Below are 26653 nucleotides of genomic sequence, written 5' to 3' on the forward strand. Positions count from 1 at the left end.
CTAGTCGTCTTCCAGCATGGCAAAGGCACGGTCGATGGGCAGGAGGAGGACCATTCGCCCGCCATCCTTGATCGTGCCGGCTGCGGCCCCCGCGTCAGCGCCCGTGCCGTAGAAGATGTCGGCGCGCTGCATCCCCTTGATCGCGCCGCCAGTGTCTTGGGCGACCATCAAGCTGCGGATCGGGCGCCTGCCGTCTTTCTCGATCCAGACGGGCGCGCCCAGCGGTGTGAATTTCGGATCGATTGCCACCGAGCGAAGCGTCGTGATCGACCGGCCCATGGCGCCGATCGGGCCGTCTTCGGGGTTCAGAGTGCCGATCTTGCGGAAGAAGACGTAGGAGGGGTTGGTGTAAAGCAGCTCACGCCCGGCGCCGGGGTTGTTCCGGACCCAGGAGGCGATCTCGGGGGCGGAGACCTGATCCATGGAATGGGTGCCGCGGCGGACCATTTCCTGACCGATGGAACGGTAGGCATGACCGTTTGCCCCGGCGTAGCCGACACGGACGACCGAGCCGTCAGTCATGCGGATGCGGCCGGAGCCCTGGACCTGCAGGAAGTAGACGTCGACGGGATCGTCGAGCCACGCAAGTTCCAGCCCGCGCCCTGAGATGGCACCGTTCTCGATGGCTTCGCGTGAGTGGAAGACGGTTCCGTCGCGGAGTTCGGGCGGGCGACGGTAGATCGGGTATTGGTAGCGGCCAGAGCGGACAGGCGAGCCGTCGAGCTCGGGTTCGAAATAGCCGGTGAAGAGGGCGGGCGGGCTGCCTACGACGACGGGCTTGAAGAAGAGCTCGAAAAAGCTGCGGGCCGAGGCTTCGTCTTGCGGCACATCCGCCGCGACTGCACAGATCGGGCGCCAGTCCGGCTGGTCGATCAGGTCGCAGGTGCCAAGGAAGGTGGTGAGCGCCTGAAGGTGATCGTCTTCCCGCCAGCCGTCCAGGGCTTCGAAATCCAGGATTTCGGCGGGCAGAGGTGGGGCGGCCATCAGGGTCGCCGCGACTGCAAGGATGCGAAGGCGCACGCGCATCCCGGCGCCATCATTCGCCAGTGGCGACCAGCTGCCAGTTCGGGTCATCCGACCCCATGCGGCGCGCGAAGGTCCAGACGTCACGCGATTTCTTGATCTCGCGCGTACTGCCTTCAACCACTTCGCCTGACTTGTTCCGCACGACATAGGTCTGCTCGCCGACAAACCGGACCGAGATTTCGGCAAACCCGCTTTCCTTGTTGAAGGTCGCATCCTGCAGGGCAAGTTCCTTCATGCCGACGAAGCTGGCCTCAACGGTAAGCCCTTCGTGTTCGCGGGCAGAAATGGCTTCCGCGAAGCTGGCTTCGACGTCATCGGCGAGGAAGGGGCGGATGCGGTCCAGCTCACCCTTTTCGAAGGCTATGAGGATCATCTCGTATGCCCCGCGTGCGCCGTCGAGGAAGGGGCGGACGGCAAAGCTGGGCTCGGCTTTCTTCATTTCGGCCAGCGCCCGGGCTGCATCGGAGCCCTCGGGCGCATGATCGGTGATGTCGCGGTCGACGCCGCCTTCGATGACCTCGAAGTCGCGACGGACGCGGGGACGAACGTCTTCCAGAGGAACCGGCGGCTTCTCAAAGCCGTCACGCGTGCCAAGAACGGAACGGAGCTTGAGTATGAGAAAGATCGCGATCCCGGCGAGGACCAGGAGTTGGATCAGGGACCCGTTCATTGTTGACCTCTGAACTCTTGTTGTTCCGTTTGGACTGTTGGCTGCTAGCCTCTATGTAGGGTGGGGCTTGTGCGAAGTCTACCTTGGGACGGCAGTCAGTGCCGGAGGAGAGTGGCGATGTGGCTTTTGGTTGGCGTTCTGGCGTTACCGCTGATCGAGATTGCACTTTTTGTGACGTTGGGCGCAAGGCTGGGGCTGTGGCTGACACTGGCCTGGGTCGTCCTGACCGCGGTGCTGGGGGCAGTTCTGATGCGGGGGGCCGCAATGCCGAATGCGCGTCAGATGAGCAGCGAGATGCGAAACGAGCTGCGCAATCCGCTTTCGCCGCTGGCACACAGGCTAATGATCGGGATCGCCGGGCTGCTTCTTGTTCTGCCGGGCTTCTTCACCGATGCCTTGGGGTTGCTCCTCTTGCTGCGGCCGGTGCGGACCCTTCTGATCCGGTCGATCGGCAAACGGATGAAGGCGACGGTGGTGGTTCGGCGCGACGTGGTTGATGGCGAGTGGCGGGATATCACGCCTGATACCGGGCCAAAGCTAGGTTCGCCGCCTGACGGAACGCGGCATTGAGGACCGCAGCCTGACCTGATAGGAACGCGCCAAATTCTTTGAGGAGTGATCCGGAATGGCCGACGAAACCCCAGCCGGTAACGGCCCCGCCGCTACCCCCCCGCAGATCAAGATGCAGGTTCTGGCCCAGTATGTGCGCGACCTGTCCTTTGAAAACGTAGTGGTTCAGAAGGGCCTGAGTGCTGGAGAAGTCCAGCCGGACATTCAGGTTGCAGTCAGCCTTGACGCGCGGAAGCGCCCGGTTGCGAACCAGTTCGAGGTGATCACGAAGTTCAAGGTCACGTCCAAGAACAAGGTGAACGGCGACACTCTGTTCCTGCTTGAGCTGGAGTATGGCGCGACGTTTCTGATCGAGGGTGTTTCGGACGACCAGTTGCATCCGTTCCTGCTGATCGAATGCCCGCGGCTGGTGTTCCCGTATGTCCGCCGCATCATCTCGGACGTTACTCGCGACGGTGGGTTCCCGCCCCTGAACGTGGATCAGGTCGACTTCATGGCGCTCTACCGGCAAGAGCTGGCGCGGCGCGCGCAGGCTCAGCAAGCGACGCCGACCGAAAAGGTCAACTGACCTTTAGGCCGGTTTGGTCCAGACGGCTGAATCGCCCAGCTTTGCGACAAACGCCTCATGCGCTGCGGCCTCTTCCGGACTGATCCGGGGGGGCAGTGGTTCAGACCGGGGGCGGGGGCGCCAGGAGGTGTCGCCCGACGGCCCTTTCACAGGTGCCGGGGCGGCACTGCCAAGGACAAGGTCCGGCTGCCGACCGCCGATCAGTTCCAGATAGACTTCAGCAAGAATTTCGCTGTCGAGCAGGGCGCCGTGCTTTTCGCGCATCGAATTGTCGATGCTGAAGCGGCGGCAGAGCGCGTCGAGCGAAGCCGGGGAGCCGGGAAACTTTTGCCGCGCGATCATAAGGGTGTCGGTCGCCCTCGCGTACGGAAGTCCGGGAAGGCCCGCGCGTTCCAGCTCGGCGTTCAGGAACTTCATGTCGAAGGCAGCGTTGTGGATGACAAGCTGCGCTTCGCCGATGAAATCGAGGAAAGCGCGACCTACGCGGGCAAAGACCGGTTTGTCGCGCAAGGTCACGCCGCCGGGAACTGGGGGACCGGGGGGCTCCAGAATGTCATGCCCGATGCCATGCACTTCAAACGCTTCGCGGGGCATGCCGCGTTCGGGGTTGATGTACTGATGGTAGGTGCGGCCGGTGGGCAGGTGGTTCATAAGTTCCACCGCGCCGATTTCGACGATGCGGTGGCCTTCGGCGGGCTCGAAGCCCGTGGTTTCGGTGTCGAGGACGATCTCACGCATCTTGGGTGATCCGGCGGCGAATGTCTGCCAGCACATTCTTCACTGCGGCCCGTGCGGTATCAAGGCCGGTCGTCAGGATGATGTAGTCCGCGCGGGCGCGCTTTTCAGCGTCGGGCAGTTGGCGGGCGAGAATGGTCTGGAATTCGGCTTCGGTCATGCCCCGTTTCAGGACGCGTTCGCGCTGGACCTCGGGCGGGGCGGAGACGACGACGACAGCATCGCAGTCACCTTCGATGCCGGATTCGTAGAGGAGCGGGATGTCGAGAAGAACGATTGGGGCTTCGGCGTGCGCGGCGAGGAAATGGGCGCGGTTCTCGGCAACCAGCGGGTGGACGGTGGCGTTCAGACGGTCAAGGACATCTGGGTCGGCAAGGATCATCGTCCGCAGGAGATTGCGGCTTACGCCACCGTCCGGGTCGATGGCAGTCGGGAAAAGGCGGCCAATGGCCCGCGCGGCAGGTTGACCGGGGGAATAGAGGAGGTGAACGGCAGCGTCGGCGTCCCAGACCGGAACCCCTTCGTCAGCAAACATCTTGGCTGTCGTGGACTTGCCCATTCCGATCGATCCGGTGAGGCCGAGACGGAAGCTCATAGCGAAAGCACCGCTTGTCTGGTTGCGTCATCAACATCCGGCCTGGTGCCGAACCAGCGTTCAAATCCCGGGGCAGCCTGGTGAAGAAGCATGCCCAGCCCGTCCACGACCGTTGCGCCGTGGGCTTCGGCTTCGATCAGGAACTGCGTCCTGAGGGGTGTATATACAAGATCGTTGACCAGCGCCTTTGGATTGAGGTTGTCGAGCGGCACCCGGAAGTCGGGTTTGCCGGTCATGCCAAGCGAGGTGGTGTTGATCACAGTCACCGCATCATCCAGCAGGTTGCCGGCCTGGACCCACTCATGAACGTTGATCTTTGCGCCGAAGTCCGACCGTATTGCATCGGCCCGGGGGCGGGTACGGTTTGCCAGGCGGATTTCTGGCACGCCAACCTCGATCAGCGCTGCAACGACGGCCCTGGCCGCGCCGCCCGCACCCAGCACCACGGCGGGGCCCGAGGCCGGAGCCCATTGCGGCGCATGCTGGCGCAAGTTGGCGATGAAGCCGGAGCCATCCGTATTGTCGGCATGGATCTTTCCGTCTTTCCGGAAGATCAGTGTGTTGGCCGCCCCGATAAGTGCCGCGCGATCGGTGACGATATCGGCGATCTGCAGAATCGCTTCCTTGTGTGGGATCGTCACGTTCAGCCCTACAAACCCAAGGCGTGGCAGGCTTCGGATCAGCTCGGGCAGCTCGACCGGCGCGATGTCGATAGGGATGTAGTGACCCTTCAGGCCGTAACGCTTCAGCCAGTAGTTATGCAGAGCCGGACTGCGGCTGTGCGCAATCGGATGGCCGATGACACCGGCGAGCGGGATGCGGGGATGTTCCGTCATCTGGCGATCATGCCCCGAGTTCCCAGCCAAGCCAACAGCGGCAGAAGCGGTAGGCCGAGAATGGTGAAATGGTCGCCGGAAACCGCCGAGAAGAGACGAACGCCTTCCTCTTCGATCTTGTAGCCGCCGACGGAGTGGCGAATGCTGTCCCAGTTCCGGCTGACGTAGTCTTCCAGATAGGCGTCCGAAATCTGGTGCATGGTCAGCCGGGCCTCAGCCACGTGACGCCAGACGGGTTCGGCGTTTTCGTAGGCCACGACCGCCGAGAATAGCTTGTGCGACTTTCCGCGCAGGCGGCCCAGTTGGTCGAGCGCTTCTGCCGGTGTCTCCGGCTTCGCAAAGACCTCATGATCAAGTGCAAGAACCTGGTCGCAACCGAGGACAAGATCTTCAGGACGCTTCTCTGCCACCTTGCGCGCCTTCATCTCGGCCAGAGCGTCGGCGATGTCGCGGGGCTTGGCGCCCTCGGCGACCAGAGCGTCACGGATGGCAAGTTCATCGACGCGCGGCGCGACGGTTTCAACCGTCAGCCCGGCGGCCTGCAGCATGTGCAGCCGGATCGGCGAGGTGGAGGCAAGAATGATCGGCATCTGATGACTTTGTGGATATCCACTGTTTGTTCGTGGGCCTCGCACGGTGAGATGCGCGGGTTTTTTCGGCGGCTGTGGGCACCGTGCCTGATCCAGACCGGGCCGGGAAGAGATATCCCGCTGTGCGCGAGATTGTCACGTGGTCCGGGAAAACTGGCGCTTCCGCAGCTGAGGCGGACAGATCCTGTGGATATCGTTCATCGTCGATTTTGATTAAGCGATTGAATTCTATATCACTTATCTGAAATGAGCCTCTGCCTTCAGCGTTATCCCGGATTTGTCCCCAGCCGCGCCCTTGTGGACGGCTCTGGGGGAGGATGTAGTAATCCCGTTCTGCACAGGCCCTACATCATCCTCATTCCTTCTTTTATCTCTACTTTATAGAAGAGGGTCGCAGACCGGTTCGGATGGACAAGATGCTAGAGACGATCACAGGATTTCTGGCCGACTGGTATCTGGTGACCAAGGCGCTTCATATCGTCTCGGTGATTTCGTGGATGGCCGGGATATTCTACCTGCCCCGCCTTTTCGTCTATCACACCGAGCAGGTCATGCGCGGCAGCCCCACCGACGCGATGTTCCAGACCATGGAGCGGCGGCTTCTGCGCGGGATCATGAACCCGGCCATGATCGCGACATGGGTTTTCGGGCTGGCGCTGGTGTTCACGCCGGGGGTGGTCGACTGGTCATCGGCCTGGTCCTGGGTCAAGGCGGGATGCGTTCTTGCGATGACCTGGTTTCACCACTGGCTTGGCCTCCGCCGCAAGGACTTCATCGCCGGGACGAATACCAGGACCGGTCGGACCTATCGGCTGATGAACGAAGTCCCGACTGTTCTGATGGTTCTGATCGTCTTTGCCGTCATCACCCGGTTCTGATCCGGTTGACTTTTTGGTTCTGTCGTCTTACGTGCGGATTTGCAGGGCCGTCCGGTCCATCGCGCTTCCCGTTTCAATCTTGCGACGATCCGCCCTTCATCGGGGCCGATCCGCTGAAGGTATTACCCATGTCCATCGAACGCTTGAACCTCGCCGACCTCAAGGCCAAGACTCCGGCCGATCTTCTGGCCATGGCCGAAGAGTGGGAGATCGAGAACGCCCCCAGCATGCGCAAGGGCGAGATGATGTTCTCGATCCTGAAGGAACATGCCGAGGAAGGCTGGGAGATCGGCGGCGACGGTGTGCTGGAAGTGCTGCAGGACGGCTTTGGCTTCCTGCGGTCGCCTTCGGCCAACTACCTTCCGGGTCCCGACGACATCTACGTCAGCCCCGAGATGATCCGCCAGTTTTCCTTGCGGACCGGGGATTCGATCGAGGGCGTCATCAAGGCTCCGCTTGAGAACGAACGCTACTTCTGCCTGACCAAGGCCACGAAGATCAACTTCGACGATCCCGAGAAAGCGAAGCACAAGGTTCACTTCGACAACCTCACTCCGCTTTACCCGGATGAACGGCTAAAGATGGAAGTCGAGGACCCGACGATCAAGGATCGCTCGGCCCGGATCATCGACCTCGTCTCGCCGATCGGGAAGGGCCAGCGCGGGCTGATCGTGGCCCCGCCGCGGACGGGCAAGACTGTGCTTTTGCAGAACATCGCGCATTCCATCGCGACCAACCATCCCGAATGCTACCTGATCGTCCTGCTGATCGACGAACGCCCCGAGGAAGTGACCGACATGCAGCGGTCGGTGAAGGGCGAGGTCGTGTCCTCCACCTTCGACGAACCGGCGACCCGGCACGTGGCTGTGGCCGAGATGGTGATCGAAAAGGCCAAGCGGCTGGTCGAACACAAGCGGGATGTGGTGATCCTGCTCGATTCCATCACGCGTCTGGGCCGGGCGTTCAACACGGTTGTCCCGTCGTCGGGCAAGGTTCTGACCGGCGGTGTTGACGCAAACGCCCTGCAGCGCCCGAAGCGGTTCTTCGGGGCCGCACGGAACATCGAAGAGGGCGGGTCGCTGACGATCATTGCCACCGCGCTGATCGATACCGGCAGCCGGATGGACGAAGTTATCTTCGAAGAATTCAAGGGCACCGGTAACTCGGAAATCGTCCTTGACCGCAAGGTCGCCGACAAGCGCGTCTTCCCGGCGATGGATATCCTCAAGTCCGGCACCCGGAAAGAGGACCTGCTGGTCGACAAGACCGACCTGCAGAAAACCTATGTCCTGCGCCGCATCCTGAACCCGATGGGGACGACGGACGCGATCGAGTTCCTGATCGGCAAGCTGAAGCAGACGAAATCCAATTCGGATTTCTTTGAGTCGATGAACACCTGAAGCTGAGGCGGCCATGGACACGATCTACGCCACCGCCACGGCGCGGGGGCGCTCTGGGCTTGCCGTGGTACGGATATCAGGGTCGGCCGCCTTTGCGGCAGGACAGGCGCTTTGTGGCGCCCTGCCGCCGCCGCGCATGGCGGGGCTGCGGCGGCTGACCTGGCGTGGCGAGCTTTTGGACGAGGCGTTGGTCCTTTGCTTCGCCGAGGGCGCGAGCTTCACTGGAGAGGCCGTTGTCGAACTGCAGGTTCATGGTGGCCCCGCAGTGGTGGGAGCAGTGCTGCGCGCGCTTTCTGGGCAGCCTGGCCTGCGGCTGGCCCAGCCCGGCGAGTTCACGCGCAGGGCGCTTGAGAACGGCGTGCTGGACCTTGCACAGGTCGAAGGCCTGGCCGATCTGATCGACGCCGAGACCGAAGCCCAGCGGCGGCAGGCGGTGCGGGTGCTTTCGGGCTCGGTCGGTCAGCGGGTCGAGGGGTGGCGGCGCGATCTGATCCGTGCCGGGGCGCTTCTGGAGGCCACGATTGATTTCGCGGATGAGGACGTGCCGGTCGATGTCTCGCCCGAAGTTCTTGCGTTGATCGATGGGCTGATGGCCGACCTCGGCCGAGAGGCCGCCGGAGTGAGCGCTGCGGAGCGTATCCGGGACGGGTTCGAGGTGGCCATCGTCGGTGCGCCCAATGTCGGGAAGTCCACGCTGCTAAATCAGCTGGCGGGGCGCGAGGCCGCGATCACCTCGGAAATCGCCGGGACAACACGGGATGTGATCGAGGTCCGGATGGAGATTGCCGGGCTGCCGGTGACGTTCCTTGACACAGCAGGCCTGCGCGACACCGAGGATCGGCTGGAACAAGCCGGGATCGACCGGGCCCTGGCGCGTGCTGAGGCAGCAGACTTGCGTCTGTTCCTGACCGATGGTGCCGCAGCGCCAGGGCTGACGCCTCGGGACGACGATATTGTGGTTTTCGGCAAGGCTGACACAAGATCAAGTACAGATGGTCTGTCCGTGTCTGGCCTTACAGGTGAGGGTGTTGCCGAGCTTATGGACCGGATCGGCGGTATCCTGCAGGACAGAGTTGCGTCGGCGGGTGCTCTTGTCCGGGAACGCCATCGCGTTGCTGTGACAGCAGCGCTTGCTGCTCTGGCCGAAGCACGGGCGGAAGTGGTAAGAGGTGACTCGCGCGTCGAGCTGGCGGCAGAGCATCTAAGGGGCGCCGGCCGGGCGCTGGATGCTCTAGTCGGCCGGGTGGATGTCGACGACCTCCTTGGCGAGATTTTCGCCAGCTTCTGCATCGGCAAGTGAAGGGTGTTCCACGTGAAACACTACGACGTCATTGTGATCGGCGGCGGGCATGCCGGAGCAGAAGCTGCAGCAGCTGCGGCCAGAATGGGCGTGTCCACTGCGCTTGTGACGCTGCGGGTTGAAACGCTGGGCGCGATGTCGTGCAACCCGGCAATCGGCGGCTTGGGCAAAGGCCACCTTGTGCGCGAGATCGATGCTCTTGACGGCGTCATGGGTCGGATGGCCGACAAGGCGGGCATCCAGTTCCGGCTGCTGAATCGCCGCAAAGGTCCGGCAGTTCAGGGCCCCCGCGCGCAGATTGACCGGCGGCTTTACCGCGAAGCAATGCGGGCAGAGCTGTCGCAGCAGCCCGGCCTTGCGGTCATCGAAGGGGAAGTCGCAGGCCTGCGGATCGAAAGTGGTGCTGTGCGCGGCGTTACGCTGGCTTCGGGAGTGGAGCTTTCGTCAGGCCAGGTCATTCTGACGGCCGGGACCTTCCTGAATGGCGTCATCCATATCGGCGACCGGCGGATGTCCGGCGGCCGCATGGGCGATTCGCCGTCGCGAGTGCTGGCCGCGCAGCTTTCCGAGCTTGCACTGCCAGTGGGGCGACTGAAGACTGGCACGCCGCCCAGGCTTGACGGCCGGACAATCGACTGGTCGCGCCTGGACAGCCAGCCGGGCGATGACGATCCGGCCATGTTTTCTTTCCTGAACCGCGAGCCTGTTGCCCGGCAGATCTCGTGCGGGATCACGCATACCAGTGAGGCGACTCACCAGATCGTGCGGGATAATCTTAGTCGGTCCGCTATGTATGGTGGGCATATCGAGGGCATTGGGCCGCGCTACTGCCCCTCGATCGAAGACAAGATCGTGCGCTTTGCCGACAAGACCTCACATCAGGTCTTCCTGGAGCCTGAGGGGCTGGACGATCACACGGTGTACCCGAACGGGCTTTCGACCTCACTGCCCGAGGAGGTTCAGCACGCGTATATCCGCACGATCGCGGGTCTGGAGCAGGCAGTGATTCTGCAACCGGGATATGCCATCGAGTACGACTATTTTGACCCGCGCGGCCTTCGCCGAAACCTTGAGACGCGGGCGATTGGGGGGCTGTACTTCGCTGGCCAGATCAATGGCACAACAGGGTACGAGGAAGCCGCAGCGCAAGGGATTGTAGCGGGACTTAACGCGGCATCAGCATCTAGGGGCATGGATGCCATCGAATTCAGCAGAACAGAAAGCTACATTGGCGTAATGATCGACGATCTGACGTCGCGTGGAGTGACCGAGCCGTACCGGATGTTCACTTCGCGCGCCGAGTTCCGCCTGACAGTCCGCGCCGACAACGCTGACCGGCGCTTGACTCCCGTGGGCATTGCTGCCGGATGTGTCGGCGAGGCTCGCAAAGGGGCGTTTGAGGCCAAGCTTGACGCTCTGGACAGCAGTCGCGCTGCTTTGGAGGCCGTCCTTATCGGCGCGAAAGCTTTGGGCGAAGCGGGTCTGAATGTCAGCCGCGACGGCGGGAAGCGGAGCGCTTACGAAGTTCTTTCGCTGCCCGGCGCTGAGCTCACGGCTCTGACTGCGGCTTTTGAAGTCTATCGAGGCCTTGAGCACGAGACTCTGGAGCAGCTTCAGATCGATTCGACTTATGACCAGTACGCCGACCGGCAAGCGCGGGAAGTCGCGGATCTCCGGAGACAAGAGACTCAGCGCATTCCGGAAGGCTTCGACTATAGCTGTATTTCGGGCCTCTCGAACGAACTGAAACAGAAGCTTGGCCGCGCCCGACCGGAATCTATCCTGCAAGCTTCGCGGATCGAGGGGGTAACGCCTGCAGCAATGCTCCTTGTGCTAGCGCACTTGCGGAAGCCGCTGGTCGATCGGGTTGCAGGATGACGGATGCCGCAGAAGTCACAATTGCCGGGCTGAGTGTTTCACGTGAAACAATAGCAGCGCTGAAGGCTTTTGAAGCTTTAGTGCTCCGGTGGAATCCTGCGATCAACTTAGTAAGCAAAGCTACAGTTCCAGATATCTGGCAGCGGCATATCGTTGATTCTGCTCAGCTGTTCGTCCATTGCCCCAAAGCAGTGCGCCTTTGGCTCGACGTTGGGGCCGGCGGTGGTTTTCCCGGCCTAGTTATCGCAATCCTAGCTCGCGAGACAGTGCCGGGTCTGCAAGTAGTCCTAGTCGAATCGGATTTGCGGAAAGCGACCTTCCTGCGCCAGGCGGCCCGGACGCTGGAGCTGCCAGTCGCAGTCCACGCAGAACGAATCGAGACGCTTCCGCCAATGAACGCCGACGTGATCTCAGCGCGTGCACTTGCGCCGCTTTCGCAGCTCCTGGGCTTCGCACAGCGCCATTTGAGCCCCGCAGGCATCGCCCTGTTCCCAAAAGGCACGCGCTATGCGGACGAAGTCGCTGAAGCGCAGAAAAACTGGGACTTTGAGTTTGACAGCCGCCCCAGTCTGTCAGAGGCGGGGTCGGCTATTCTCGTGATCAGGAAGATCAATCGTGCAAGACAAGACTGACAGATCGCGTGCGCATATCCTGGCTCTGGCTAACCAGAAGGGTGGAGTCGGAAAGACGACGACGGCAATCAACCTTGCGGCCGGGCTGGCCGAGCTTGGCAAGAAAGTCTTGCTGGTGGATATCGACCCGCAAGGGAACTCGTCGACCGGGCTGGGCATCCGGCCTGACGCCAGGAAGAAGACCAGCTACGACTTGATCGTAGACGGCGCCGATATACAGGATGTTGTAATCGAGACGGGCATACCGGAAGTAATGATCATCCCGGCAAACGCCGATCTATCGTCGGCCGATCTTGATATTGTATCAAAGGAGAAACGCAGCTTCCTGCTGCATGATGCCTTGCGGCGGCCGGAAATGGATACCTACGGTTTCGACTACATCCTGATCGACTGCCCGCCGTCGCTGAGCCTGCTGACAGTCAACGCGCTAGTAGCGTGCGATTCTGTTCTGGTTCCGCTGCAGTGTGAGTTCTTCGCGCTGGAAGGTCTGTCGCAACTGATGCTGACGATTCGCGACGTGCGGCGGTCTGCCAACCCTGCGCTGCGAATCGAAGGGGTCGTGCTGACTATGCATGACCGTCGGAACCGGCTGACAGCGCAAGTCGAAGCCGACGCGCGGGCGAATATGGGTGAGCTTGTGATGCGGACGACGATTCCGCGCAATGTCAGGATCAGCGAGGCGCCGTCGTACGCGCTGCCTGTGCTGACCTACGACCCCGGCTCCAAGGGAGCTCAAGCCTATCGCTCGCTGGCGAAGGAAATCGCAGACAGGCGGAAAACGCCCGCAGTATCAGAGGCTTGAATATGACTGGCAAGAATGAAAAACGCGGACTTGGCCGCGGTCTATCGGCACTTATGGCTGACGTGCACTTGGCGGGCCCGGATCAGCCACCCGGGCCGCGGCGGGCGGAACTGCATCTGCCGGTCGACAAGCTGGAGCCAAACCCGCAACAGCCGCGTCTGGATTTCAAGCGGGAGGAGCTTGAGAGCCTGGCCGATTCGATTCGCCAGAAGGGCGTGATTCAGCCGTTGATCGTCCGCCGAAAGCAGGGGCGCGATGTCTATGAGATCGTCGCAGGCGAACGACGCTGGCGGGCAGCGCAGCTTGCACAACTGCACGAAGTTCCTGTTGTAGTACGGGAGCTTAACGACACGGAAGTCCTGGAAATCGCGATCATCGAGAACATCCAGCGCGAGGACCTGAATGCTATCGAAGAGGCGTTGGGCTTCCGGCAGCTGATGACCCGATTCGGGCACACACAGGAAAAGCTGGCGGAAGCGCTGAGCAAAAGCCGAAGCCATGTCGCGAATCTGTTGCGGCTGCTGACTTTGCCGGCGGACGTTCAGGACATGGTGCGGGACGGTCAGCTTACGGCGGGCCATGCCAGGGCGTTGATCGGCAACCCGAAGGCAGCAGAGCTGGCAGCCCAGGTCGTGGCCAAGGGGCTTTCGGTTCGTGAAATCGAAAAGCTTGTGAAGCCCCAGCCAGGGGCGAAGTCGTCGGAACCGAAGGCCAGAACGGCCAGCGAAAAGGATGCGGACACCAGGGTGCTTGAGGCCGATCTGTCGGCCAATCTGGGGATGCAGGTGCGGATTGACCATGCGGCCGGGGGAGAGAGCGGGCAGTTGTCGATCCGCTATGACAGCTTGGATGACCTCGATATCCTGTGCCAGGTTCTTTCGAAGATACCAGATAGGGTAGCCAAGGATCGGGACTAGCTGGCGCTTTGGCGGTCCGCAAGCAGCGCTCGCAGGACGCCGTTCAACATCATGACGCCCTTGTCGGTCGTGCTGATGCGATCGTCCCGTCGAGCTAGAAGCCCAAGTTCGATGACCGCTGCCAGCGCCGCCTCCGGCAACTCAGCGCCCGCCAAAGCCGCGTAGCGGCTGAGCGAAGCGCCCTCCCTAAGTCGGAGGGCAAACATCAGATATTCGCTTGCCCGGTCTTCTGATGAGAGCTGCGTGGTTCGCTCGGCGGACCCGGGGATAGAGAGCGTTTTGTCCAGCCAGATGTTGGGCATCCGATCTGCCTCGGTGGCGAATCGCCCCGAATCAAGTGTGAGCCGGCCATGCGCGCCCGGACCGATTCCCGCGTAGTCGCCCATGCGCCAGTAGATCAGGTTGTGCCGTGATTCGTCGCCTGGGCGGGCGTGATTCGACACCTCGTAGGCCGGAAGGCCTGCCGCCAACACGACATCCTGCGTCAGCTCGAACATGTCGGCAGCCAGGTCTTCCCCCGGAAGGCCCCGCAAGACGTTCTTGGCATGCATCTGGCCGAAAACCGTGCCGTCCTCGATGGTCAATTGATAAAGCGACAGATGTGAAGTGCCGAAGTCGAGCGCCCGGTGTAGCTCATCCCGCCAAGCGGCGAGAGTCTGGTTCTGGCGCGCGTAGATCAGGTCAATGCTGACGCGCGAGAAGTTTTCCTGGGCGATCCTGATGGCTGATTGTGCTTCCTCGACGCTGTGCATCCGGCCGAGACGGCGGAGGTCATCAGGAACAAGTGATTGAATCCCAAGGGAAACCCGGTTCACGCCGGCCTTCGCGTAGGCCTCGAAACGCTCCGCCTCGACAGATCCGGGATTGGCCTCAAGCGTGACCTCGATGTCATTGGCAAGCGTCCAGGTGGCGCGGATGTGGTCGATGATCCCAAGCACCAGAGCAGGGTCCATCAAGGACGGTGTCCCGCCACCGAAAAAGACCGTGTTCAGGATGCGGCCCCCGGTCAATGCGCCGATCCGGTCGATCTCGGCCTTGAAGGCCGCCAGCCAGCGGGTCTGGTCGACCTGCGCGGCGACGTGGCTGTTGAAATCGCAGTACGGGCATTTCGACTGGCAGAACGGCCAGTGCAGGTAAAGGCCGAAGCCGGCGTTGCGCCAATCTTCCATCGCTTGTTTCACGGGAAACAGGCCGCCACCAGTTTGCGGAAGGCGTCGGCGCGATGGCTGAGGCGGTTCTTCTCCCAGCGGTCCATCTCGCCGAAAGTGATGTCATGACCGTCGGGCTGGAAGATCGGATCGAAACCGTGGCCTTGTGTTCCTCGGCCAGGCCAGACCAGGCGCCCTGCAGCTTTTCCTTCAAAAACAATATCTTGGCCGTGAGGGTCGGCCAGAACCAGCGTACAGCAAAACTGGGCGCGACGGGGCTCTGGCGCCCTGATCGCCTCCAGCTCATGCCAGACGCGCTGCATTCCAACGGCAAAGTCGCGACCCTGGGCCGTGGTCGCCCAGTCGGCCGTGAAGACACCCGGAGCGCCGCCAAGCGCATCGACGGCGAGCCCGGAGTCGTCAGCCAGTGCCACCATCCCCGCAGCCTTTGCGGCCGCGTGGGCCTTCAGGCGCGCATTGCCGACAAAAGTGGTCTCGGTCTCCTCGGGCTCTGGCAGGCCCAGGTCCGCCGCGCCGACCACTGTCACGCCAAACGGCGCCAGAAGATCGGCGATCTCCTCAAGCTTGCCGCGGTTGTGTGTCGCGACCAGGAGGCGGTCTCCGGTCTTCAGCATCTACAGCCCAAGCGCCGCTTTCTGGGCCGCGACGAGCGCAGCGTTCCCCGCGCGGGCAAGGTCCAGCAGCTCGAGAAGCTCTTCCTGCGAAAACGCCGAACCTTCGGCGGACATCTGGACTTCGATCATCCGGCCCCCGCCAGTCATAACGAAGTTGCCGTCGGTTCCGGCCGTCGAATCCTCGGCATAGTCCAGGTCAAGAACCGGCTGCCCGGCATAGATGCCACAAGACACCGCTGAGACATGATCCACGATCGGATCACTGACGATCAGGCCAGAAGCGAGAAGTTTGTTCGCCGCCAGCCGCAAAGCGACCCAGCCGCCCGTGATCGAAGCGCAGCGGGTGCCCCCATCGGCCTGGATCACGTCGCAGTCGATGACGATCTGCCGCTCACCCAGCGCTTGGCGGTCCACGCCTGCACGAAGAGACCGACCAATAAGCCTTTGAATTTCCTGCGTTCTTCCAGACTGTTTGCCCGCCGCAGCCTCACGCCGGGTGCGCGAGTTCGTCGCGCGGGGCAGCATCCCGTATTCCGCCGTCACCCAGCCTTGCCCGGTGTTCTTCAGGAACGGTGGAGCTTTGTCTTCAATCGTAGCCGAACACAGCACATGCGTTTCGCCCATTCGGATCAGACAGGACCCCTCGGCATGCTTCATTACGCCGGTTTCGATTGAAACCGCCCGAAGATCGCTTAACTTCCTGCCTGACGGACGCATTTCTGGGCCTTTCCTTGGGATGCGGCCACATACGCAACCACTGGCAGCGGATGCAACCCCGATTGCTTAACCGATGACGCACCCCCACACGATCCTGACCGACATGAATGACCGCACAAGAGAGGTCTTTCGTCGGGTGGTCGAAGGCTACCTCGCCTCAGGTGAGCCAGTCGGATCGCGGACCCTTACCCGCAGCTTGTCCGAGAAGGTATCGGCAGCAACTGTCCGCAACGTGATGCAGGACCTTGAATTCCTGGGCCTTCTTGACAGCCCGCATACCTCGGCGGGCAGGGTGCCCACGCAGTCGGGCCTGCGCATGTTCGTCGACAGCCTGCTGGAGGTGGGCACCGTCGCCCCCGAAGATCAGGAACGGATCGACGCCACCCTGGGCTCGAACGACCATGACGTCACAACCCTGCTGGACGAGGTCGGCGCCGCCCTGTCCGTCATCACCCGAGGGGCCAGCGTGGTTCTGGCACCAAAACGCGAAGCGGCGATACGGCATATCGAGTTTGTCAGCCTGGGGTCGGATCGGGCCCTGGTGGTGCTGGTCTTCGCGGACGGGCAGGTCGAGAACCGCATCTTCATCCCGCCGCCAGGGCAGACGCCGTCCTCGATGCGTGAGGCGGCCAACTTCCTGAACGCCCTGGCCGAGGGGCGGACGCTGAGCGAGCTTCGCCAAGGCATGGCAGCGGAAATCGCCGAACGTCGGCAAGAGATCGATTCGCTGGCGCGCGAGATGGTCGAAAGCGGGCTGGCACTTTGGGAGAATGCCGGGGAGGTGTCAGAACGGCTTATCGTGCGTGGGCGATCAAATCTGATCGATGGCGTGGCGGATCAGGCCGAAATCGACCGGATTCGCGTGCTATTCGATGATCTTGAGCGCAAGCGCGACATTGCCGAGTTCCTGAACCTGACCGACGCGGGTGAGGGTGTTCGCATTTTTATCGGTTCCGAGAACAAGCTTTTCTCACTTTCTGGTTCAAGTCTGGTGGTTTCTCCCTATATGAACGCTGATCGGAAAATCATCGGCGCGGTGGGCGTCATCGGTCCGACCCGGCTGAACTATGGCCGGATCGTGCCGATCGTGGACTATACCGCCCAGCTGGTGGGCCGCCTGGTCTCGGACCGCGGTAAAGGCTGAAAGACAAAGGACGAAAGCATGTCGCAGGATCAGGCCGCTTCGCCGCAGGTGGAGCTGGAAGAGTTTGAAGAGGCTGGCGAGTTTGATGAGCTTGAAGCGCTCAGGGCCGAGCGCGACGAGATGCGCGACAAGTTCATGCGCGCGCTGGCTGATGCCGAAAACTCGCGCAAGCGGGCAGATCGCGACCGGAAAGAAGCCGAGATGTACGGCAGCACCCGGCTCGCCCGGGATCTTCTGCCGGTCTATGACAACCTGAGCCGCGCGCTCCAGGCCATCCCCGAGGATAGCCGCGCCGCTTCGGCCGCGTTCATCGAAGGCGTGGAGCTGACGCTTCGGGAGCTGTCGAACGTGATGTCCAAGCACGGCATCACCACGATCACCCCCGCGGTGGGCGAGATGTTCGATCCGCAGCTGCATCAGGCGATGTTCGAGGCGCCGCTTCCGGGCACCAAGGCCGGGCAGATCATCCAGGTGATGACTGAAGGGTTCCTGCTATACGATCGCCTGCTGCGCCCGGCCCAGGTAGGCGTGTCCTCCAACACCCAGTAGGGTGCGCTACAGCGCACCTCCTACATCAACCCCTTGATTTCATAAACCAACCGGAGTGCGTCCATCGGCGTCAATTCGTCCGGGTGGATTGCCTTCAACCGCTCCTCGACCGCTGAAGCCTTCGGCTTTGGTGGTGTGGGGGCGGTTGGTGTGGCCCGGAAGAGCGGCAGGTCATCAATCAGCGTGGCTTGCTTCCCACCCTCGCGGTCACCCTTTTCAAGCGCTTCCAGCACCACTTTCGCCCGTTCGATCACGGATGGCGGTAGGCCTGCCAGACGCGCGACCTGCACTCCATAGCTCCGGTCGGCGGCACCCTCGCGGACCTCGTGCAGGAAGATGACCTCGCCCTCCCACTCCTTCACCGCGACGGTCGCATTCCGCACGCCCGGAAGCTTCCCCGCCAGTGCTGTCATCTCGTGGTAATGCGTGGCGAAAAGTGCCCGGCAGCGGTTCACCTCGTGCAGATGCTCCAGCGTTGCCCAGGCGATCGAGAGGCCATCATAGGTCGCGGTCCCCCGCCCGATCTCGTCAAGGATCACCAGCGCCCGGTCGTCGGCCTGGTTCAGGATGGCCGCAGTCTCAACCATCTCGACCATGAAGGTCGACCGGCCCCGCGCCAGGTCGTCCGAGGCGCCGACCCGGCTGAAAAGCTGGCTGACGAGCCCGATCCGCGCGGTAGTCGCCGGTACGTGGCTTCCGGCCTGTGCCAGCAGCGCGATAAGCGCGTTCTGACGCAGGAAGGTGGATTTCCCCGCCATGTTCGGCCCGGTCAAAAGCCAGATCGCGGGAGTGTCGCTTTCGGTCAGGGCGCAATCGTTTGCCACAAAGGGCGTACCGCCCCGCTGCCGCAGCGCGCCTTCCACCACCGGATGTCGCCCGCCAGTGACCATGAAAGCGCGGCTGTCATCGACGACCGGTGCGCACCAGTTTTCCTCGGCGGAAAGGTCGGCGAAGGCGGCGGCAAGGTCGATCTCGGCCAATGCCCTTGCGGCCTGCGCGATCGGGGCGGACGCATCGAGAATTTGGGCCTTTAGGCCAGTATAGTGACGCTTTTCGATTTCAAGTGCATGGTTCCCGGCGTTCAGGATGCGGGTCTCAAGATCGCTGAGGGCAAGGGTCGTGAACCGGACCTGGCCAGCTGTCGTCTGCCGGTGGATGAAGAGCTCGGGCATCGCGCGCATGCGGTCTTCATGCGTCGTGGTCGTTTCGATGAAGTAGCCCAGCACGTTGTTGTGCTTGATCTTCAGGCTCTGGATTCCGGTCTTTTCGACATATTCCGCCTGCATTCTGCCGATAACACCGCGGCCCTCATCCCGCAGCGCCCGGGTTTCGTCGAGTTCCGTGTCATATCCCGTGGCGATGAAGCCGCCGTCACGGGTCAAGAGCGGCGGCTCGGCGACGAGCGCTTGGGTAAGCAGATCAACAAGCACGCCATGGCCGACCAAGGCGACGGCGGCCTCGGACAAGAGAGGTGGCGCGTCGGCCAGAAGTCCCGCGATCCGCTCTGCCTGCTCCAGACCGGCCCGGATCGCTGTCATATCGCGCGGCCCGTCCCGGTCGAGCGCCAGCCGGGACAGCGCGCGGTCCATGTCGGGCACCCGTCGCAGCGCCTCTCGAAGGCTGGCGCGCAGCGAGGGTGCGTCCAGCAGATGGCCCAACGCCTCTTGCCGACGCTGGACTACCCCGAGGTCAAGCGAGGGCGACGACAGCCGCCGCTCCAAAAGCCGTGCACCGCCGGCGGTCACCGTCCGGTCGATTGCCGCCAGAAGCGATCCCTCACGGCCGCCGGACAAGGCTTGCGTCAGTTCAAGGTTGCGCCGGGTCGCCGTGTCGATCTGCATGGCGCCGCCCAAAGCTTCGCGGACCGGCGGGCGGAGAAGCGGCATCCGGCCGCGCTGGGTCAGGTGCAGGTAATCGACCAGCGCGCCCATGGCCGAGATTTCGGCCCGATCGAAGGTTCCGAAGGCATCCAGAGAGGCGACGCCGAACAACTCGGCCAGCCGCTTTGCGGCATTAGTGGAATCGAAGCTGCCGCGCGACAGGGGGGTTATCGATACGCCGCTTTCTGCGATGTTAGAGACGATTTCCTGTTTCCTCGCCTCGCTGAGAAGCAGCTCGCGCGGGGCGATGCGGGCAAGGTCGGGGCCCAGCCGGACCGGAGAGGACGGCATCACCCGGAACTCGCCGGTCGAGATGTCGGCCCAGGCGATGGCGGCTGTATCTCTTACCTCGGAATAGGCTGCCAGAAAGTTATGACGGCGGGCTTCGAGGAGGGAGTCTTCGGTCAGCGTGCCGGGGGTGACGAGGCGGACGACGTCGCGTTTCACTACGGCTTTGTAGCCGCGCTTCTTGGCTTCGGCGGGGTCTTCCAGCTGTTCGGCGATGGCGACGCGGAAGCCTTTGCGGATCAGGGTGAGGAGGTAGCCCTCGGCGGCGTGGACCGGGACGCCGCACATGGCGATGGGTTCGCCGAGGTGGAAGCCGCGCTTGGTGAGGGCGATGTCGAGGGCGGCGGCGGCGGCTACGGCGTCGTCGAAGAACATCTCGTAGAAGTCGCCCATCCGGTAGAAGAGGAGGGCGCCGGGGTTCTGGGCCTTGATCTCGAGATATTGCGCCATCATCGGCGTGACGGTGTCTTCGGTCACTCTCGTTCCCCCGGGGTCCGGTCTGACCCTACAAAAGAGGGGCGGGGGGAGGAAGGGGGTTCTGGGCGAACGTAACGCTGAGTTACGCCCATTGGTCGCTAAGGATTCCAATAGGTTATGAGGGAGCCATTAGGAGTCCGGTAAGAATTGAACCGACAGGACGCTGCCACGACCGGAGCGTTTTTCAAATTGAGCGCGTTCCGCGCAAGTCTTTGTCTCGCCTCTGGCGCAAGCGCCAACCGGCTCGGGGATGCCTCCGGCGGGGATATTTGGGCAAAGATGAAAGGCAGGGTCCTATCGGGGAGGGCCTGAGCCGGCGTGTGACGTGAGATGGACTAAAGCACGTAGCGCGAGATGTCGGCGGACTTGGCCAGGGCGCCCAGATTCGTCTCTACGAAGGCGGAATCTACCGTCACGGACTGGCCGCCGCGGTCGGGTGCGTTGAAGGACAGCTCTTCAAAGACGCGCTCCATCACGGTGTAGAGCCGCCGGGCGCCGATGTTTTCGACGCTGCGGTTCACGTCGGCGGCGATGCGAGCGAGGGCGGCGATGCCGTCTGGGGTGAAGGTGACCGCAACCTCCTCGGTCGCCATCAGGGCGGCGTACTGGCGGGTGAGGGCATTGTCCGTCTCGGTCAGGATGCGGACGAAATCGTCTTCGGTCAGGGGTGCGAGCTCAACCCGGATCGGCAGGCGGCCCTGCAGTTCCGGCAACAGGTCCGACGGTTTGGCGATGTGGAAGGCACCGGAGGCGATGAAGAGGATATGGTCGGTCTTGACCGGGCCATGCTTGGTGGAAACGGTCGTGCCTTCGATCAAGGGCAGAAGGTCACGCTGGACGCCTTCGCGGCTGACATCGGCACCGCGCGCGTCCGAGCGGGCGCAGATCTTGTCGATCTCATCCAGGAAGACGATGCCGTTTTCCTGCACTGCCTCCATCGCGGTGGCGCGGACGGCTTCGTCATCCAGCAGCTTGTCGGCTTCCTGGCCGATCAGCACCTCATAGCTTTGCGAAACGGTCATCCGTTTGCGGCTGGTGCGACCGCCGAAGGCCTTGAAGAGGTCCTGCAGGCCCTGCATCTGCTGTTCCATGCCGGGCATCCCGAAACCAAGCGGCATCGGCGAGGCAGCCTCGGCCACGTCGATTTCGATCATCGTATCGTCAAGCTCGCCGCGTTTCAGCTTGGCGCGGAACATCTCACGCGTTTGCTCGCGGGCGTCCTTGCCGGCCAAAGCCTCGATCACGCGGTCTTCGGCGGCCTTCTGGGCGCGGGCCTTCACCTCATCCCGCATCTGGGCGCGGGTGTCGTTGATCGCGACGTCCACCAGATCGCGGACGATGCTGTCGACATCACGGCCGACATAGCCGACCTCGGTGAACTTCGTCGCCTCGACCTTCAGGAACGGTGCTTTGGCAAGCTTGGCCAGGCGACGGCTGATCTCGGTCTTGCCGACGCCGGTCGGGCCGATCATCAGGATATTCTTCGGATAGACCTCGTCCCGCAGATCATCGCCGAGGCGCTTGCGCCGCCAGCGGTTCCGAAGGGCGACGGCCACGGCGCGCTTGGCCTCTTTCTGGCCGATGATGAAGCGGTCGAGCTCGGATACGATTTCGCGGGGGGTCAGGTCGGTCATTCCGTCGATCCGTAAGGCGGAAGCCGGGATTTGCCGGGGAAATCAGGCAGGATGCCCATTACCCAGGCGCGAAGCTGCACCCACCAGGTGCCGATGGCGGTGATGAAGGCACCAAGGACGAGGAGCATGAAGATCCAGCTGGTCCCGCCGCCTTCGCCCATGAACCAGCCGATGACAATCGCGATATAGACGATCGCGGCGGTCAGGAAGGACCGCCGGTCGATCACCAGGGCGAGCAGAGCAATTGCTACGAGGGCCGGGGCAAGGAGGCCGATGCCTCCGCCATTCAGGAGCGTGATGGCGACGGTGTTGACCAGGGCGGGTGCTGCGAGCAGGTGGCACCAGAAGGCTGTCGCGGCATGGCGGCCCAGGCGGTGCGGGTCGCGCGTGTCAAACCACATGCCGACAAGAAAGGCGCCGATACCGAAAAGGAGCGTGGCGGTGGCGAAGGCCGGGCTTTCGCCGAGATCGAAGAGCGCCCCATAACCTTGGGCGCCGGTGAGGAGTCCGGCGAGATTGGCGGCTGAAGCCGTGACGGAATAGATCGCCCCAAGAATAAAGCCACCCGTAAGGAAAGCCGAGAAGGGCAGACGGAACCGGCGGTACCAGGCCACCATGCCCAACGCCGAAAGTGCGAAACCCAGGATTGCGACCAAGCGGTCATCCAGCGCAGCCCGAGCGAGGACCGTGAAGGCGAAGATCACGATCCCGATGCCGAAGGCGGTCGCCAGCACCATCGAGGGCAAGGTCATCCGCCGCTTCAGCGTGAAGTACCCTGCCCACCACCAGGCAATGCCCGCGGTGGCAAGCGGGACGAGAGTAAGAAGGGTGAAGCCGCCGACAAAACCAAGAAGGGCGGTCACGCCCGAGAGGAGAATGACCAGGCCGATGGAGATGAAGATTTCGGAGAAGCCCCGGAAGAACTCGAACGGTTCATCCTCGGCGGGCATCGCAGCACGCTTTCCGGCGCGGTCGTTTGCCAGTGCGGTCAGCGAGGCGGCCTGCGCCTCGGTCAGAACGCCAGCGGCGACGGCGGCGCGAAGATCTTCGGGGGTCATGCTGGCACACCTGAGCGGGAAATCGTTCGGCCACAGATAGGGGGTTTGCCGGGGTAAACCAAGTGAGGTATTGTGGTATGCACAGATCGTATATACGGCAGCATGGGTGTATATATGCGATGTATATATAAGAATTGACCAACAAGTGACTGATAACAAAAGAAAACACCAAAGCGCAAACGCCTGACACTTGAAGGAACGACAAGATGAATGACGAGGCACCGAAGCGACTGAGCATTGCCGAAAAGCGGGCGCTTGCGACTCCGCTTCAGCTGAGCGTCGAAGATCGGGTTGAAGAAATGCCGGTCGAAGCGATGACTGCAAGCGACTGGACTGACGCGGTCCTGCCGGATCAGGCGCCGAAGAAGCTCATCTCCCTGCGGGTCGATCCTGAAGTGCTGGAGTTTTTTCGGTCACAGGGTCCGGGGTATCAGACGCGGATGCATGCGGTCCTGCAGGCCTACATGCAGGTGAAGAAAGAGCTTACCCAGCCTTGATCCGTTCGACGGTCAGGTTCCCGTTGGTATAGACGCAGATGTCGGCGGCGATGGCCATGGCCTTGCGGGCGATGTCCTCGGCCGGGAGGTCGGTGGCCATCAGGCCTCTTGCGGCCGCCAGCGCGAAGTTGCCGCCTGAACCGATGGCGGCGACGTCATGTTCGGGCTCCAGCACGTCGCCCGCGCCGGTGAGGACAAAGAGCGCGGTGCCGTCGGTGACGATCAGCATGGCTTCGAGGTTCCGCAAGTACTTGTCCATCCGCCAGTCCTTCGCCAGATCAACGCAGGCGCGGGCAAGCTGGCCGGGGGCGGCCTCAAGCTTCTTCTCCAGCCGTTCGAGAAGGGTGAAGGCGTCGGCGGTGGAGCCCGCAAACCCTGCGATGACATCGTGGCCGCCGGCGGAGAGACGGCGGACCTTGCGGGCGGTTCCCTTGATCACGGTCTGGCCCAGTGAGACCTGGCCGTCGCCTGCGACGACAACCTCGCCGCCGCGCCGGACTGCAAGGATTGTGGTGCCGTGCCAGCCGGGGAATGTGTCGTCGGCCATGGTGCCCTCCGTTTGTCTCTATATGGCTGGGGTGGGGCGCTGGCTCAAGGCACCAAAGCAAAACGCCCGCGCGAGGGCACGGGCGTTTCAAGCGGCGAGTGGCCGGGATTAGCGGCGCAGGCCGAGGCGGGTGATGAGCGTGGAATACCGCGCGTCGTCCGTCTTCTTCAGGTAGTCGAGCAGTTTGCGGCGCTGGGCGACCAGCATGAGAAGGCCACGACGCGAGTGGTTGTCGTTCTTGTGGCCCTTGAAATGCTCGGTAAGCGTAGCGATGCGCGATGACAGGATCGCAACCTGGACCTCGGGCGAGCCGGTGTCGTTCTCTTTGGTCGCGTATTCCTTGATGAGGCGCGCTTTTTCTTCAACGGTGATCGACATCGTGGTCTCCTGTGAAAAAGGGTTATGGCGCAGGCCGGGATGTCGTCCAGCAAGGCCCTTGGAGGGTCCGCTTTGGGGCGGATGCGGGCGTATAGGCGGAATCGGGGGCGAAGGGAAGGCGGAAAAGCCGGGTCAGGCTTCCTTAACCTTGAGTCGAGAATCCCGGGCAGGCAGGCCTATTGGCGCTTTGTCCGACATGGCCGCCGTGATACAAATCAGAGGATTTTCCAATCGTTAACAAATAGTTAACGGAAGGTCTGGTTAACAGTCGATGGCTGTTTGGTGAGGAGTGCTGGTGTTGCTTGCCCTGTTTGGCCTGTTCGGTGCGCTGATGGCTGGTGTGGCCGCTGATGCGTTGCTCTCTGCGCGGTCGGATACCGACGAAGATTCTGAGGATCGGCGTGAGGATGACGTAGATTCGCTTGAGGGCGGCAATCTGCTTGATGATGTACAGCTTGAAGAAGGCGTCCCCACGTCCGACGACATTCCCGACCTGCCAGACGAACCCGTGACCCTAAGCGGCAGCGACACCGCCGACTTGCTTTCCGGCTGGGGTGCGGGCGACCAGATCGGCGGGGGCGAAGGGTCCGACCTGATCGACGGGCGTGAGGGCGACGATACCGTCGACGCGGGGGACGGAAACGACGCCGTCTGGGCGGGTGAGGGGGATGATGACGTTTGGGGCGATGACGGGAACGACACTCTGAACGGCCAAGGCGGTGATGATCTGCTGGCCGGGGGCGACGGGCGGGATTCGGTCGCAGGTGCAGAGGGCGATGACACGGCCTACGGTGGTGCGGGTGCCGATACGCTGCTGGGCGGGCAGGGAGCCGACTGGCTTGACGGTGGCGAGGATGATGATTGGCTTGCCGGTGGAGAAGGAAATGACAGCCTCGCCGGTGGCAAGGGCCGCGACGTTCTTGATGGTGGCAGCGGTGATGACGCGATCTCGGGCCTGGGTGACAAGGACGACGATCACCAGACCGACTACGTGAATGGCGGCGCCGGGAACGACGAGCTGGTTCTGGGGGCCGGAGATCATGCGACCGGCGGTGACGGCGATGACGCCTTTGTCCTGCGCGAATGGGCGTCGGAAACCGCGGTTACGCAGATTGCCGACTATGACCCGCAGCACGACCAACTCGTCATCGTCTACGATCCGATCGTACACCCCGACCCGGCATTGACGGTCGAGGCAAATCAGGACGGCACAGGGCAAACGATCTATCTGGACGGCGCAAAGGTTGCTGTCGTCAACGGCGCTCTGGTGGACCAAGCGGACATCCGGATGGTTGCAGCCTGAACCGACCTTCTAACGTTCGGGTCGCTGCTCATGGCCCTTCTAAAGCGGGTCGCGGGGCTGGGTCTGACCGATCATGTCCGCACGAGGTCGCCCAGCAGGAAAGCTGCAGTGGTGAGCGTTCTCGGAAGGATCAGGTGGACATCCAGAAGGTTGCGGCCTGAACCCGGCCACCAGCGTGTCGGCGGGTGATTATGGCCTGCACGAGGCGGGTGGCGGGGCCGGTTCTCATCGATCATGCTCGAGCGAAACACCCCAGCGGGAGAGCTGCGGTTGCGAACGTTCACGGAAAGATCAGGTGGACACCCGGATGGTTGCAGTCTGAACCCGGCTACCGGCGTTCGGGTCGTTGGTCGTGGCCGAAGCCGAGCGGATTGTTGGGCCAGGTCTGACCGATCAGGCCTGCGCTCAGCGGCCCAACGCCAGAGTCGCGGTCGTGAAGAGTCACCCATGGATCATGCCGATGTCCGGCTGGTTGCGGCCTGGACCGGCCCTCCAGTGTTGGGCCTGCTGGTGGTGCTCACATAGAGCCGATGGCGGCACCTGGTCCGAGCGAAACGGCCCGGCGCCAAGGCCGCAGTCGTGAACGGCGCACCGGTGGACCAAGCGGACATCCGGATCGTCGCCGTCTGAATCCGCCTGCCAGAGCAAGATCGGATCGGTCGGAATCGCTGTCGCCATGACATCTCGCGCATCCTCCGTCGCGGCCTCCTCGAGTACTTCGTGCACTCGTCGGGGGGCACGTAGCGAGGAGTCACCCATGGATCATGCCGATGTCCGGCTGGTTGCGGCCTGGACCGGCCCTCCAGTGTTGGATCTGCTGGTGGTACTCACATAGAGTCGATGGCGGCACCTGGTCCGAGCGAAACGGCCCGGCGCCAAGGTCGCAGTCGTGAACGGCGCACCGGTGGACCAAGCGGACATCCGGATCGTCGCCGTCTGAATCCGCCTGCCAGAGCAAGATCGGATCGGTCGGAATCGCTGTCGCCATGACATCTCGCGCA

General features: G+C 62.7%; 28 protein-coding genes. 13 read left to right on the forward strand and 15 right to left on the reverse strand.

Annotation, left to right across the window (positions count from 1 at the left end; genetic code table 11):
• Both mltA and ACRCSW_RS15845 read right to left on the reverse strand, forming a co-directional pair.
• Positions 1 to 1026 (reverse strand): murein transglycosylase A, encoded by a 1026-nt coding sequence (mltA, locus tag ACRCSW_RS15840; RefSeq protein ID WP_438706638.1) that lies wholly within the window; start codon positions 1024 to 1026, stop codon positions 1 to 3.
• 10 nt (positions 1027 to 1036) lie between these two features.
• Positions 1037 to 1696 carry a Tim44/TimA family putative adaptor protein gene (locus tag ACRCSW_RS15845; RefSeq protein WP_438706611.1) on the reverse strand — a complete coding sequence of 220 codons (660 nt, stop codon included), beginning with the start codon at positions 1694 to 1696 and terminating at the stop codon, positions 1037 to 1039.
• A gap of 117 nt (positions 1697 to 1813) precedes the next feature.
• Here ACRCSW_RS15845 and ACRCSW_RS15850 point away from each other — a divergent pair, with 117 nt between their 5' ends.
• Together ACRCSW_RS15850 and secB are read left to right on the forward strand one after the other, a co-directional pair.
• Positions 1814 to 2266, forward strand: a complete 453-nt coding sequence (locus ACRCSW_RS15850; RefSeq protein WP_438706612.1) for an FxsA family protein — start codon at positions 1814 to 1816, stop codon at positions 2264 to 2266.
• Between the two features lie 55 nt (positions 2267 to 2321).
• A complete protein-coding gene (secB, locus tag ACRCSW_RS15855) occupies positions 2322 to 2834 on the forward strand; it encodes a protein-export chaperone SecB (protein ID WP_438706613.1) in 513 nt (170 codons plus the stop codon).
• 3 nt (positions 2835 to 2837) lie between these two features.
• Here the strand turns inward: secB and dnaQ are convergent, their stop codons facing one another.
• The 4 genes from dnaQ to ACRCSW_RS15875 are packed head-to-tail and all read right to left on the reverse strand — an operon-like array spanning position 2838 to position 5590.
• Entirely contained in the window at positions 2838 to 3572 is a 735-nt protein-coding gene (dnaQ, locus tag ACRCSW_RS15860; protein ID WP_438706614.1) for a DNA polymerase III subunit epsilon, read from the reverse strand.
• The gene (gene coaE / locus ACRCSW_RS15865; protein ID WP_438706615.1) at positions 3565 to 4164 is read right to left on the reverse strand and encodes a dephospho-CoA kinase; all 600 of its coding nucleotides are present in this window, start codon (positions 4162 to 4164) and stop codon (positions 3565 to 3567) included. The genes dnaQ and coaE overlap by 8 nt, the downstream gene beginning before the upstream one ends.
• Positions 4161 to 5000 carry a shikimate dehydrogenase gene (locus ACRCSW_RS15870; RefSeq protein ID WP_438706616.1) on the reverse strand — a complete coding sequence of 280 codons (840 nt, stop codon included), beginning with the start codon at positions 4998 to 5000 and terminating at the stop codon, positions 4161 to 4163. Before ACRCSW_RS15870 ends, coaE begins: the two co-directional genes overlap by 4 nt.
• On the reverse strand, positions 4997 to 5590 hold the full coding sequence (locus ACRCSW_RS15875) for a Maf family protein (protein WP_438706617.1): 594 nt from the start codon (positions 5588 to 5590) through the stop codon (positions 4997 to 4999). The genes ACRCSW_RS15870 and ACRCSW_RS15875 overlap by 4 nt, the downstream gene beginning before the upstream one ends.
• 416 nt (positions 5591 to 6006) lie before the next feature.
• Between ACRCSW_RS15875 and ACRCSW_RS15880 the strand changes: the two genes are divergently transcribed.
• From ACRCSW_RS15880 to ACRCSW_RS15910, 7 genes are all read left to right on the forward strand, one after another.
• Positions 6007 to 6468: a CopD family protein gene (locus tag ACRCSW_RS15880; RefSeq protein WP_438706618.1), complete on the forward strand. Its 462-nt coding sequence runs from the start codon at positions 6007 to 6009 to the stop codon at positions 6466 to 6468.
• Between the two features lie 128 nt (positions 6469 to 6596).
• Positions 6597 to 7868: a transcription termination factor Rho gene (rho, locus tag ACRCSW_RS15885; protein WP_438706619.1), complete on the forward strand. Its 1272-nt coding sequence runs from the start codon at positions 6597 to 6599 to the stop codon at positions 7866 to 7868.
• 13 nt (positions 7869 to 7881) lie between these two features.
• Positions 7882 to 9168 (forward strand): tRNA uridine-5-carboxymethylaminomethyl(34) synthesis GTPase MnmE, encoded by a 1287-nt coding sequence (gene mnmE, locus ACRCSW_RS15890; protein WP_438706620.1) that lies wholly within the window; start codon positions 7882 to 7884, stop codon positions 9166 to 9168.
• A 12-nt stretch (positions 9169 to 9180) separates the two neighbouring features.
• Positions 9181 to 11046: a tRNA uridine-5-carboxymethylaminomethyl(34) synthesis enzyme MnmG gene (mnmG, locus tag ACRCSW_RS15895; protein ID WP_438706621.1), complete on the forward strand. Its 1866-nt coding sequence runs from the start codon at positions 9181 to 9183 to the stop codon at positions 11044 to 11046.
• Positions 11043 to 11678, forward strand: coding sequence for a 16S rRNA (guanine(527)-N(7))-methyltransferase RsmG (gene rsmG, locus ACRCSW_RS15900; RefSeq protein ID WP_438706622.1), 636 nt, complete (start codon positions 11043 to 11045; stop codon positions 11676 to 11678). The genes mnmG and rsmG overlap by 4 nt, the downstream gene beginning before the upstream one ends.
• A complete protein-coding gene (locus ACRCSW_RS15905) occupies positions 11662 to 12480 on the forward strand; it encodes a ParA family protein (protein ID WP_438706623.1) in 819 nt (272 codons plus the stop codon). Before rsmG ends, ACRCSW_RS15905 begins: the two co-directional genes overlap by 17 nt.
• A 2-nt stretch (positions 12481 to 12482) precedes the next feature.
• Positions 12483 to 13397 carry a ParB/RepB/Spo0J family partition protein gene (locus ACRCSW_RS15910; RefSeq protein WP_438706624.1) on the forward strand — a complete coding sequence of 305 codons (915 nt, stop codon included), beginning with the start codon at positions 12483 to 12485 and terminating at the stop codon, positions 13395 to 13397.
• Here ACRCSW_RS15910 and hemW read toward each other — a convergent pair.
• Genes hemW through rph form a run of 3 tightly spaced genes read right to left on the reverse strand, consistent with a single transcriptional unit; the run spans position 13394 to position 15897 of the window.
• Entirely contained in the window at positions 13394 to 14566 is a 1173-nt protein-coding gene (gene hemW / locus ACRCSW_RS15915) for a radical SAM family heme chaperone HemW (RefSeq protein WP_438706625.1), read from the reverse strand. The two genes, ACRCSW_RS15910 and hemW, sit on opposite strands and share 4 nt — an antisense overlap.
• Positions 14567 to 14574: 8 nt before the next feature.
• Entirely contained in the window at positions 14575 to 15180 is a 606-nt protein-coding gene (gene rdgB, locus ACRCSW_RS15920) for an RdgB/HAM1 family non-canonical purine NTP pyrophosphatase (RefSeq protein WP_438706626.1), read from the reverse strand.
• A complete protein-coding gene (gene rph, locus ACRCSW_RS15925; RefSeq protein WP_438706627.1) occupies positions 15181 to 15897 on the reverse strand; it encodes a ribonuclease PH in 717 nt (238 codons plus the stop codon).
• Positions 15898 to 15970: 73 nt separating this feature from the next.
• Here rph and hrcA point away from each other — a divergent pair, with 73 nt between their 5' ends.
• Both hrcA and ACRCSW_RS15935 read left to right on the forward strand, forming a co-directional pair.
• On the forward strand, positions 15971 to 17041 hold the full coding sequence (hrcA, locus tag ACRCSW_RS15930) for a heat-inducible transcriptional repressor HrcA (protein WP_438706628.1): 1071 nt from the start codon (positions 15971 to 15973) through the stop codon (positions 17039 to 17041).
• A gap of 18 nt (positions 17042 to 17059) precedes the next feature.
• On the forward strand, positions 17060 to 17590 hold the full coding sequence (locus tag ACRCSW_RS15935) for a nucleotide exchange factor GrpE (protein WP_438706629.1): 531 nt from the start codon (positions 17060 to 17062) through the stop codon (positions 17588 to 17590).
• A 20-nt stretch (positions 17591 to 17610) separates the two neighbouring features.
• Here ACRCSW_RS15935 and mutS read toward each other — a convergent pair whose 3' ends face one another.
• From mutS to ACRCSW_RS15950, 3 genes are all read right to left on the reverse strand, one after another.
• Complete coding sequence (gene mutS / locus ACRCSW_RS15940) at positions 17611 to 20235, reverse strand: DNA mismatch repair protein MutS (RefSeq protein ID WP_438706630.1); 2625 nt, start codon at positions 20233 to 20235, stop codon at positions 17611 to 17613.
• A gap of 335 nt (positions 20236 to 20570) precedes the next feature.
• Positions 20571 to 21869, reverse strand: a complete 1299-nt coding sequence (hslU, locus tag ACRCSW_RS15945) for an ATP-dependent protease ATPase subunit HslU (RefSeq protein ID WP_438706631.1) — start codon at positions 21867 to 21869, stop codon at positions 20571 to 20573.
• Positions 21866 to 22927 carry a hypothetical protein gene (locus tag ACRCSW_RS15950; RefSeq protein ID WP_438706632.1) on the reverse strand — a complete coding sequence of 354 codons (1062 nt, stop codon included), beginning with the start codon at positions 22925 to 22927 and terminating at the stop codon, positions 21866 to 21868. The genes hslU and ACRCSW_RS15950 overlap by 4 nt, the downstream gene beginning before the upstream one ends.
• Before the next feature lie 206 nt (positions 22928 to 23133).
• Between ACRCSW_RS15950 and ACRCSW_RS15955 the strand changes: the two genes are divergently transcribed.
• Positions 23134 to 23424 (forward strand): BrnA antitoxin family protein, encoded by a 291-nt coding sequence (locus ACRCSW_RS15955; protein ID WP_438706633.1) that lies wholly within the window; start codon positions 23134 to 23136, stop codon positions 23422 to 23424.
• Here the strand turns inward: ACRCSW_RS15955 and hslV are convergent.
• Together hslV and rpsO are read right to left on the reverse strand one after the other, a co-directional pair.
• A complete protein-coding gene (gene hslV, locus ACRCSW_RS15960; RefSeq protein ID WP_438706634.1) occupies positions 23411 to 23971 on the reverse strand; it encodes an ATP-dependent protease subunit HslV in 561 nt (186 codons plus the stop codon). The genes ACRCSW_RS15955 and hslV overlap by 14 nt on opposite strands.
• 108 nt (positions 23972 to 24079) lie before the next feature.
• Positions 24080 to 24349 carry a 30S ribosomal protein S15 gene (gene rpsO / locus ACRCSW_RS15965; protein WP_438706635.1) on the reverse strand — a complete coding sequence of 90 codons (270 nt, stop codon included), beginning with the start codon at positions 24347 to 24349 and terminating at the stop codon, positions 24080 to 24082.
• Positions 24350 to 24644: 295 nt separating this feature from the next.
• Between rpsO and ACRCSW_RS15970 the strand changes: the two genes are divergently transcribed.
• The gene (locus ACRCSW_RS15970) at positions 24645 to 25652 is read left to right on the forward strand and encodes a calcium-binding protein (RefSeq protein WP_438706636.1); all 1008 of its coding nucleotides are present in this window, start codon (positions 24645 to 24647) and stop codon (positions 25650 to 25652) included.
• A gap of 751 nt (positions 25653 to 26403) precedes the next feature.
• Here the strand turns inward: ACRCSW_RS15970 and ACRCSW_RS15975 are convergent.
• On the reverse strand, positions 26404 to 26653 hold a 250-nt coding region (locus ACRCSW_RS15975), incomplete at its 5' end, for a hypothetical protein (protein WP_438706637.1).

Origin of the sequence: Tabrizicola sp. (assembly GCF_051645465.1) — a bacterium.
Classification (GTDB): Bacteria; Pseudomonadota; Alphaproteobacteria; order Rhodobacterales; family Rhodobacteraceae; genus Tabrizicola.

Excerpts from the sequence above, each read along its gene's own strand:
- mltA (WP_438706638.1), bottom strand. The coding sequence starts at position 1,026 with ATGCGCGTGCGCCTTCGCATCCTTGCAGTCGCGGCGACCCTGATGGCC.
- ACRCSW_RS15845 (WP_438706611.1), bottom strand. The coding sequence starts at position 1,696 with ATGAACGGGTCCCTGATCCAACTCCTGGTCCTCGCCGGGATCGCGATC.
- ACRCSW_RS15850 (WP_438706612.1), top strand. The coding sequence starts at position 1,814 with ATGTGGCTTTTGGTTGGCGTTCTGGCGTTACCGCTGATCGAGATTGCA.
- secB (WP_438706613.1), top strand. The coding sequence starts at position 2,322 with ATGGCCGACGAAACCCCAGCCGGTAACGGCCCCGCCGCTACCCCCCCG.
- dnaQ (WP_438706614.1), bottom strand. The coding sequence starts at position 3,572 with ATGCGTGAGATCGTCCTCGACACCGAAACCACGGGCTTCGAGCCCGCC.
- coaE (WP_438706615.1), bottom strand. The coding sequence starts at position 4,164 with ATGAGCTTCCGTCTCGGCCTCACCGGATCGATCGGAATGGGCAAGTCC.
- ACRCSW_RS15870 (WP_438706616.1), bottom strand. The coding sequence starts at position 5,000 with ATGACGGAACATCCCCGCATCCCGCTCGCCGGTGTCATCGGCCATCCG.
- ACRCSW_RS15875 (WP_438706617.1), bottom strand. The coding sequence starts at position 5,590 with ATGCCGATCATTCTTGCCTCCACCTCGCCGATCCGGCTGCACATGCTG.
- ACRCSW_RS15880 (WP_438706618.1), top strand. The coding sequence starts at position 6,007 with ATGCTAGAGACGATCACAGGATTTCTGGCCGACTGGTATCTGGTGACC.
- rho (WP_438706619.1), top strand. The coding sequence starts at position 6,597 with ATGTCCATCGAACGCTTGAACCTCGCCGACCTCAAGGCCAAGACTCCG.
- mnmE (WP_438706620.1), top strand. The coding sequence starts at position 7,882 with ATGGACACGATCTACGCCACCGCCACGGCGCGGGGGCGCTCTGGGCTT.
- rsmG (WP_438706622.1), top strand. The coding sequence starts at position 11,043 with ATGACGGATGCCGCAGAAGTCACAATTGCCGGGCTGAGTGTTTCACGT.
- ACRCSW_RS15910 (WP_438706624.1), top strand. The coding sequence starts at position 12,483 with ATGACTGGCAAGAATGAAAAACGCGGACTTGGCCGCGGTCTATCGGCA.
- hemW (WP_438706625.1), bottom strand. The coding sequence starts at position 14,566 with ATGGAAGATTGGCGCAACGCCGGCTTCGGCCTTTACCTGCACTGGCCG.
- rdgB (WP_438706626.1), bottom strand. The coding sequence starts at position 15,180 with ATGCTGAAGACCGGAGACCGCCTCCTGGTCGCGACACACAACCGCGGC.
- rph (WP_438706627.1), bottom strand. The coding sequence starts at position 15,897 with ATGCGTCCGTCAGGCAGGAAGTTAAGCGATCTTCGGGCGGTTTCAATC.
- hrcA (WP_438706628.1), top strand. The coding sequence starts at position 15,971 with ATGACGCACCCCCACACGATCCTGACCGACATGAATGACCGCACAAGA.
- ACRCSW_RS15935 (WP_438706629.1), top strand. The coding sequence starts at position 17,060 with ATGTCGCAGGATCAGGCCGCTTCGCCGCAGGTGGAGCTGGAAGAGTTT.
- hslU (WP_438706631.1), bottom strand. The coding sequence starts at position 21,869 with ATGACCGACCTGACCCCCCGCGAAATCGTATCCGAGCTCGACCGCTTC.
- ACRCSW_RS15950 (WP_438706632.1), bottom strand. The coding sequence starts at position 22,927 with ATGACCCCCGAAGATCTTCGCGCCGCCGTCGCCGCTGGCGTTCTGACC.
- ACRCSW_RS15955 (WP_438706633.1), top strand. The coding sequence starts at position 23,134 with ATGAATGACGAGGCACCGAAGCGACTGAGCATTGCCGAAAAGCGGGCG.
- hslV (WP_438706634.1), bottom strand. The coding sequence starts at position 23,971 with ATGGCCGACGACACATTCCCCGGCTGGCACGGCACCACAATCCTTGCA.
- rpsO (WP_438706635.1), bottom strand. The coding sequence starts at position 24,349 with ATGTCGATCACCGTTGAAGAAAAAGCGCGCCTCATCAAGGAATACGCG.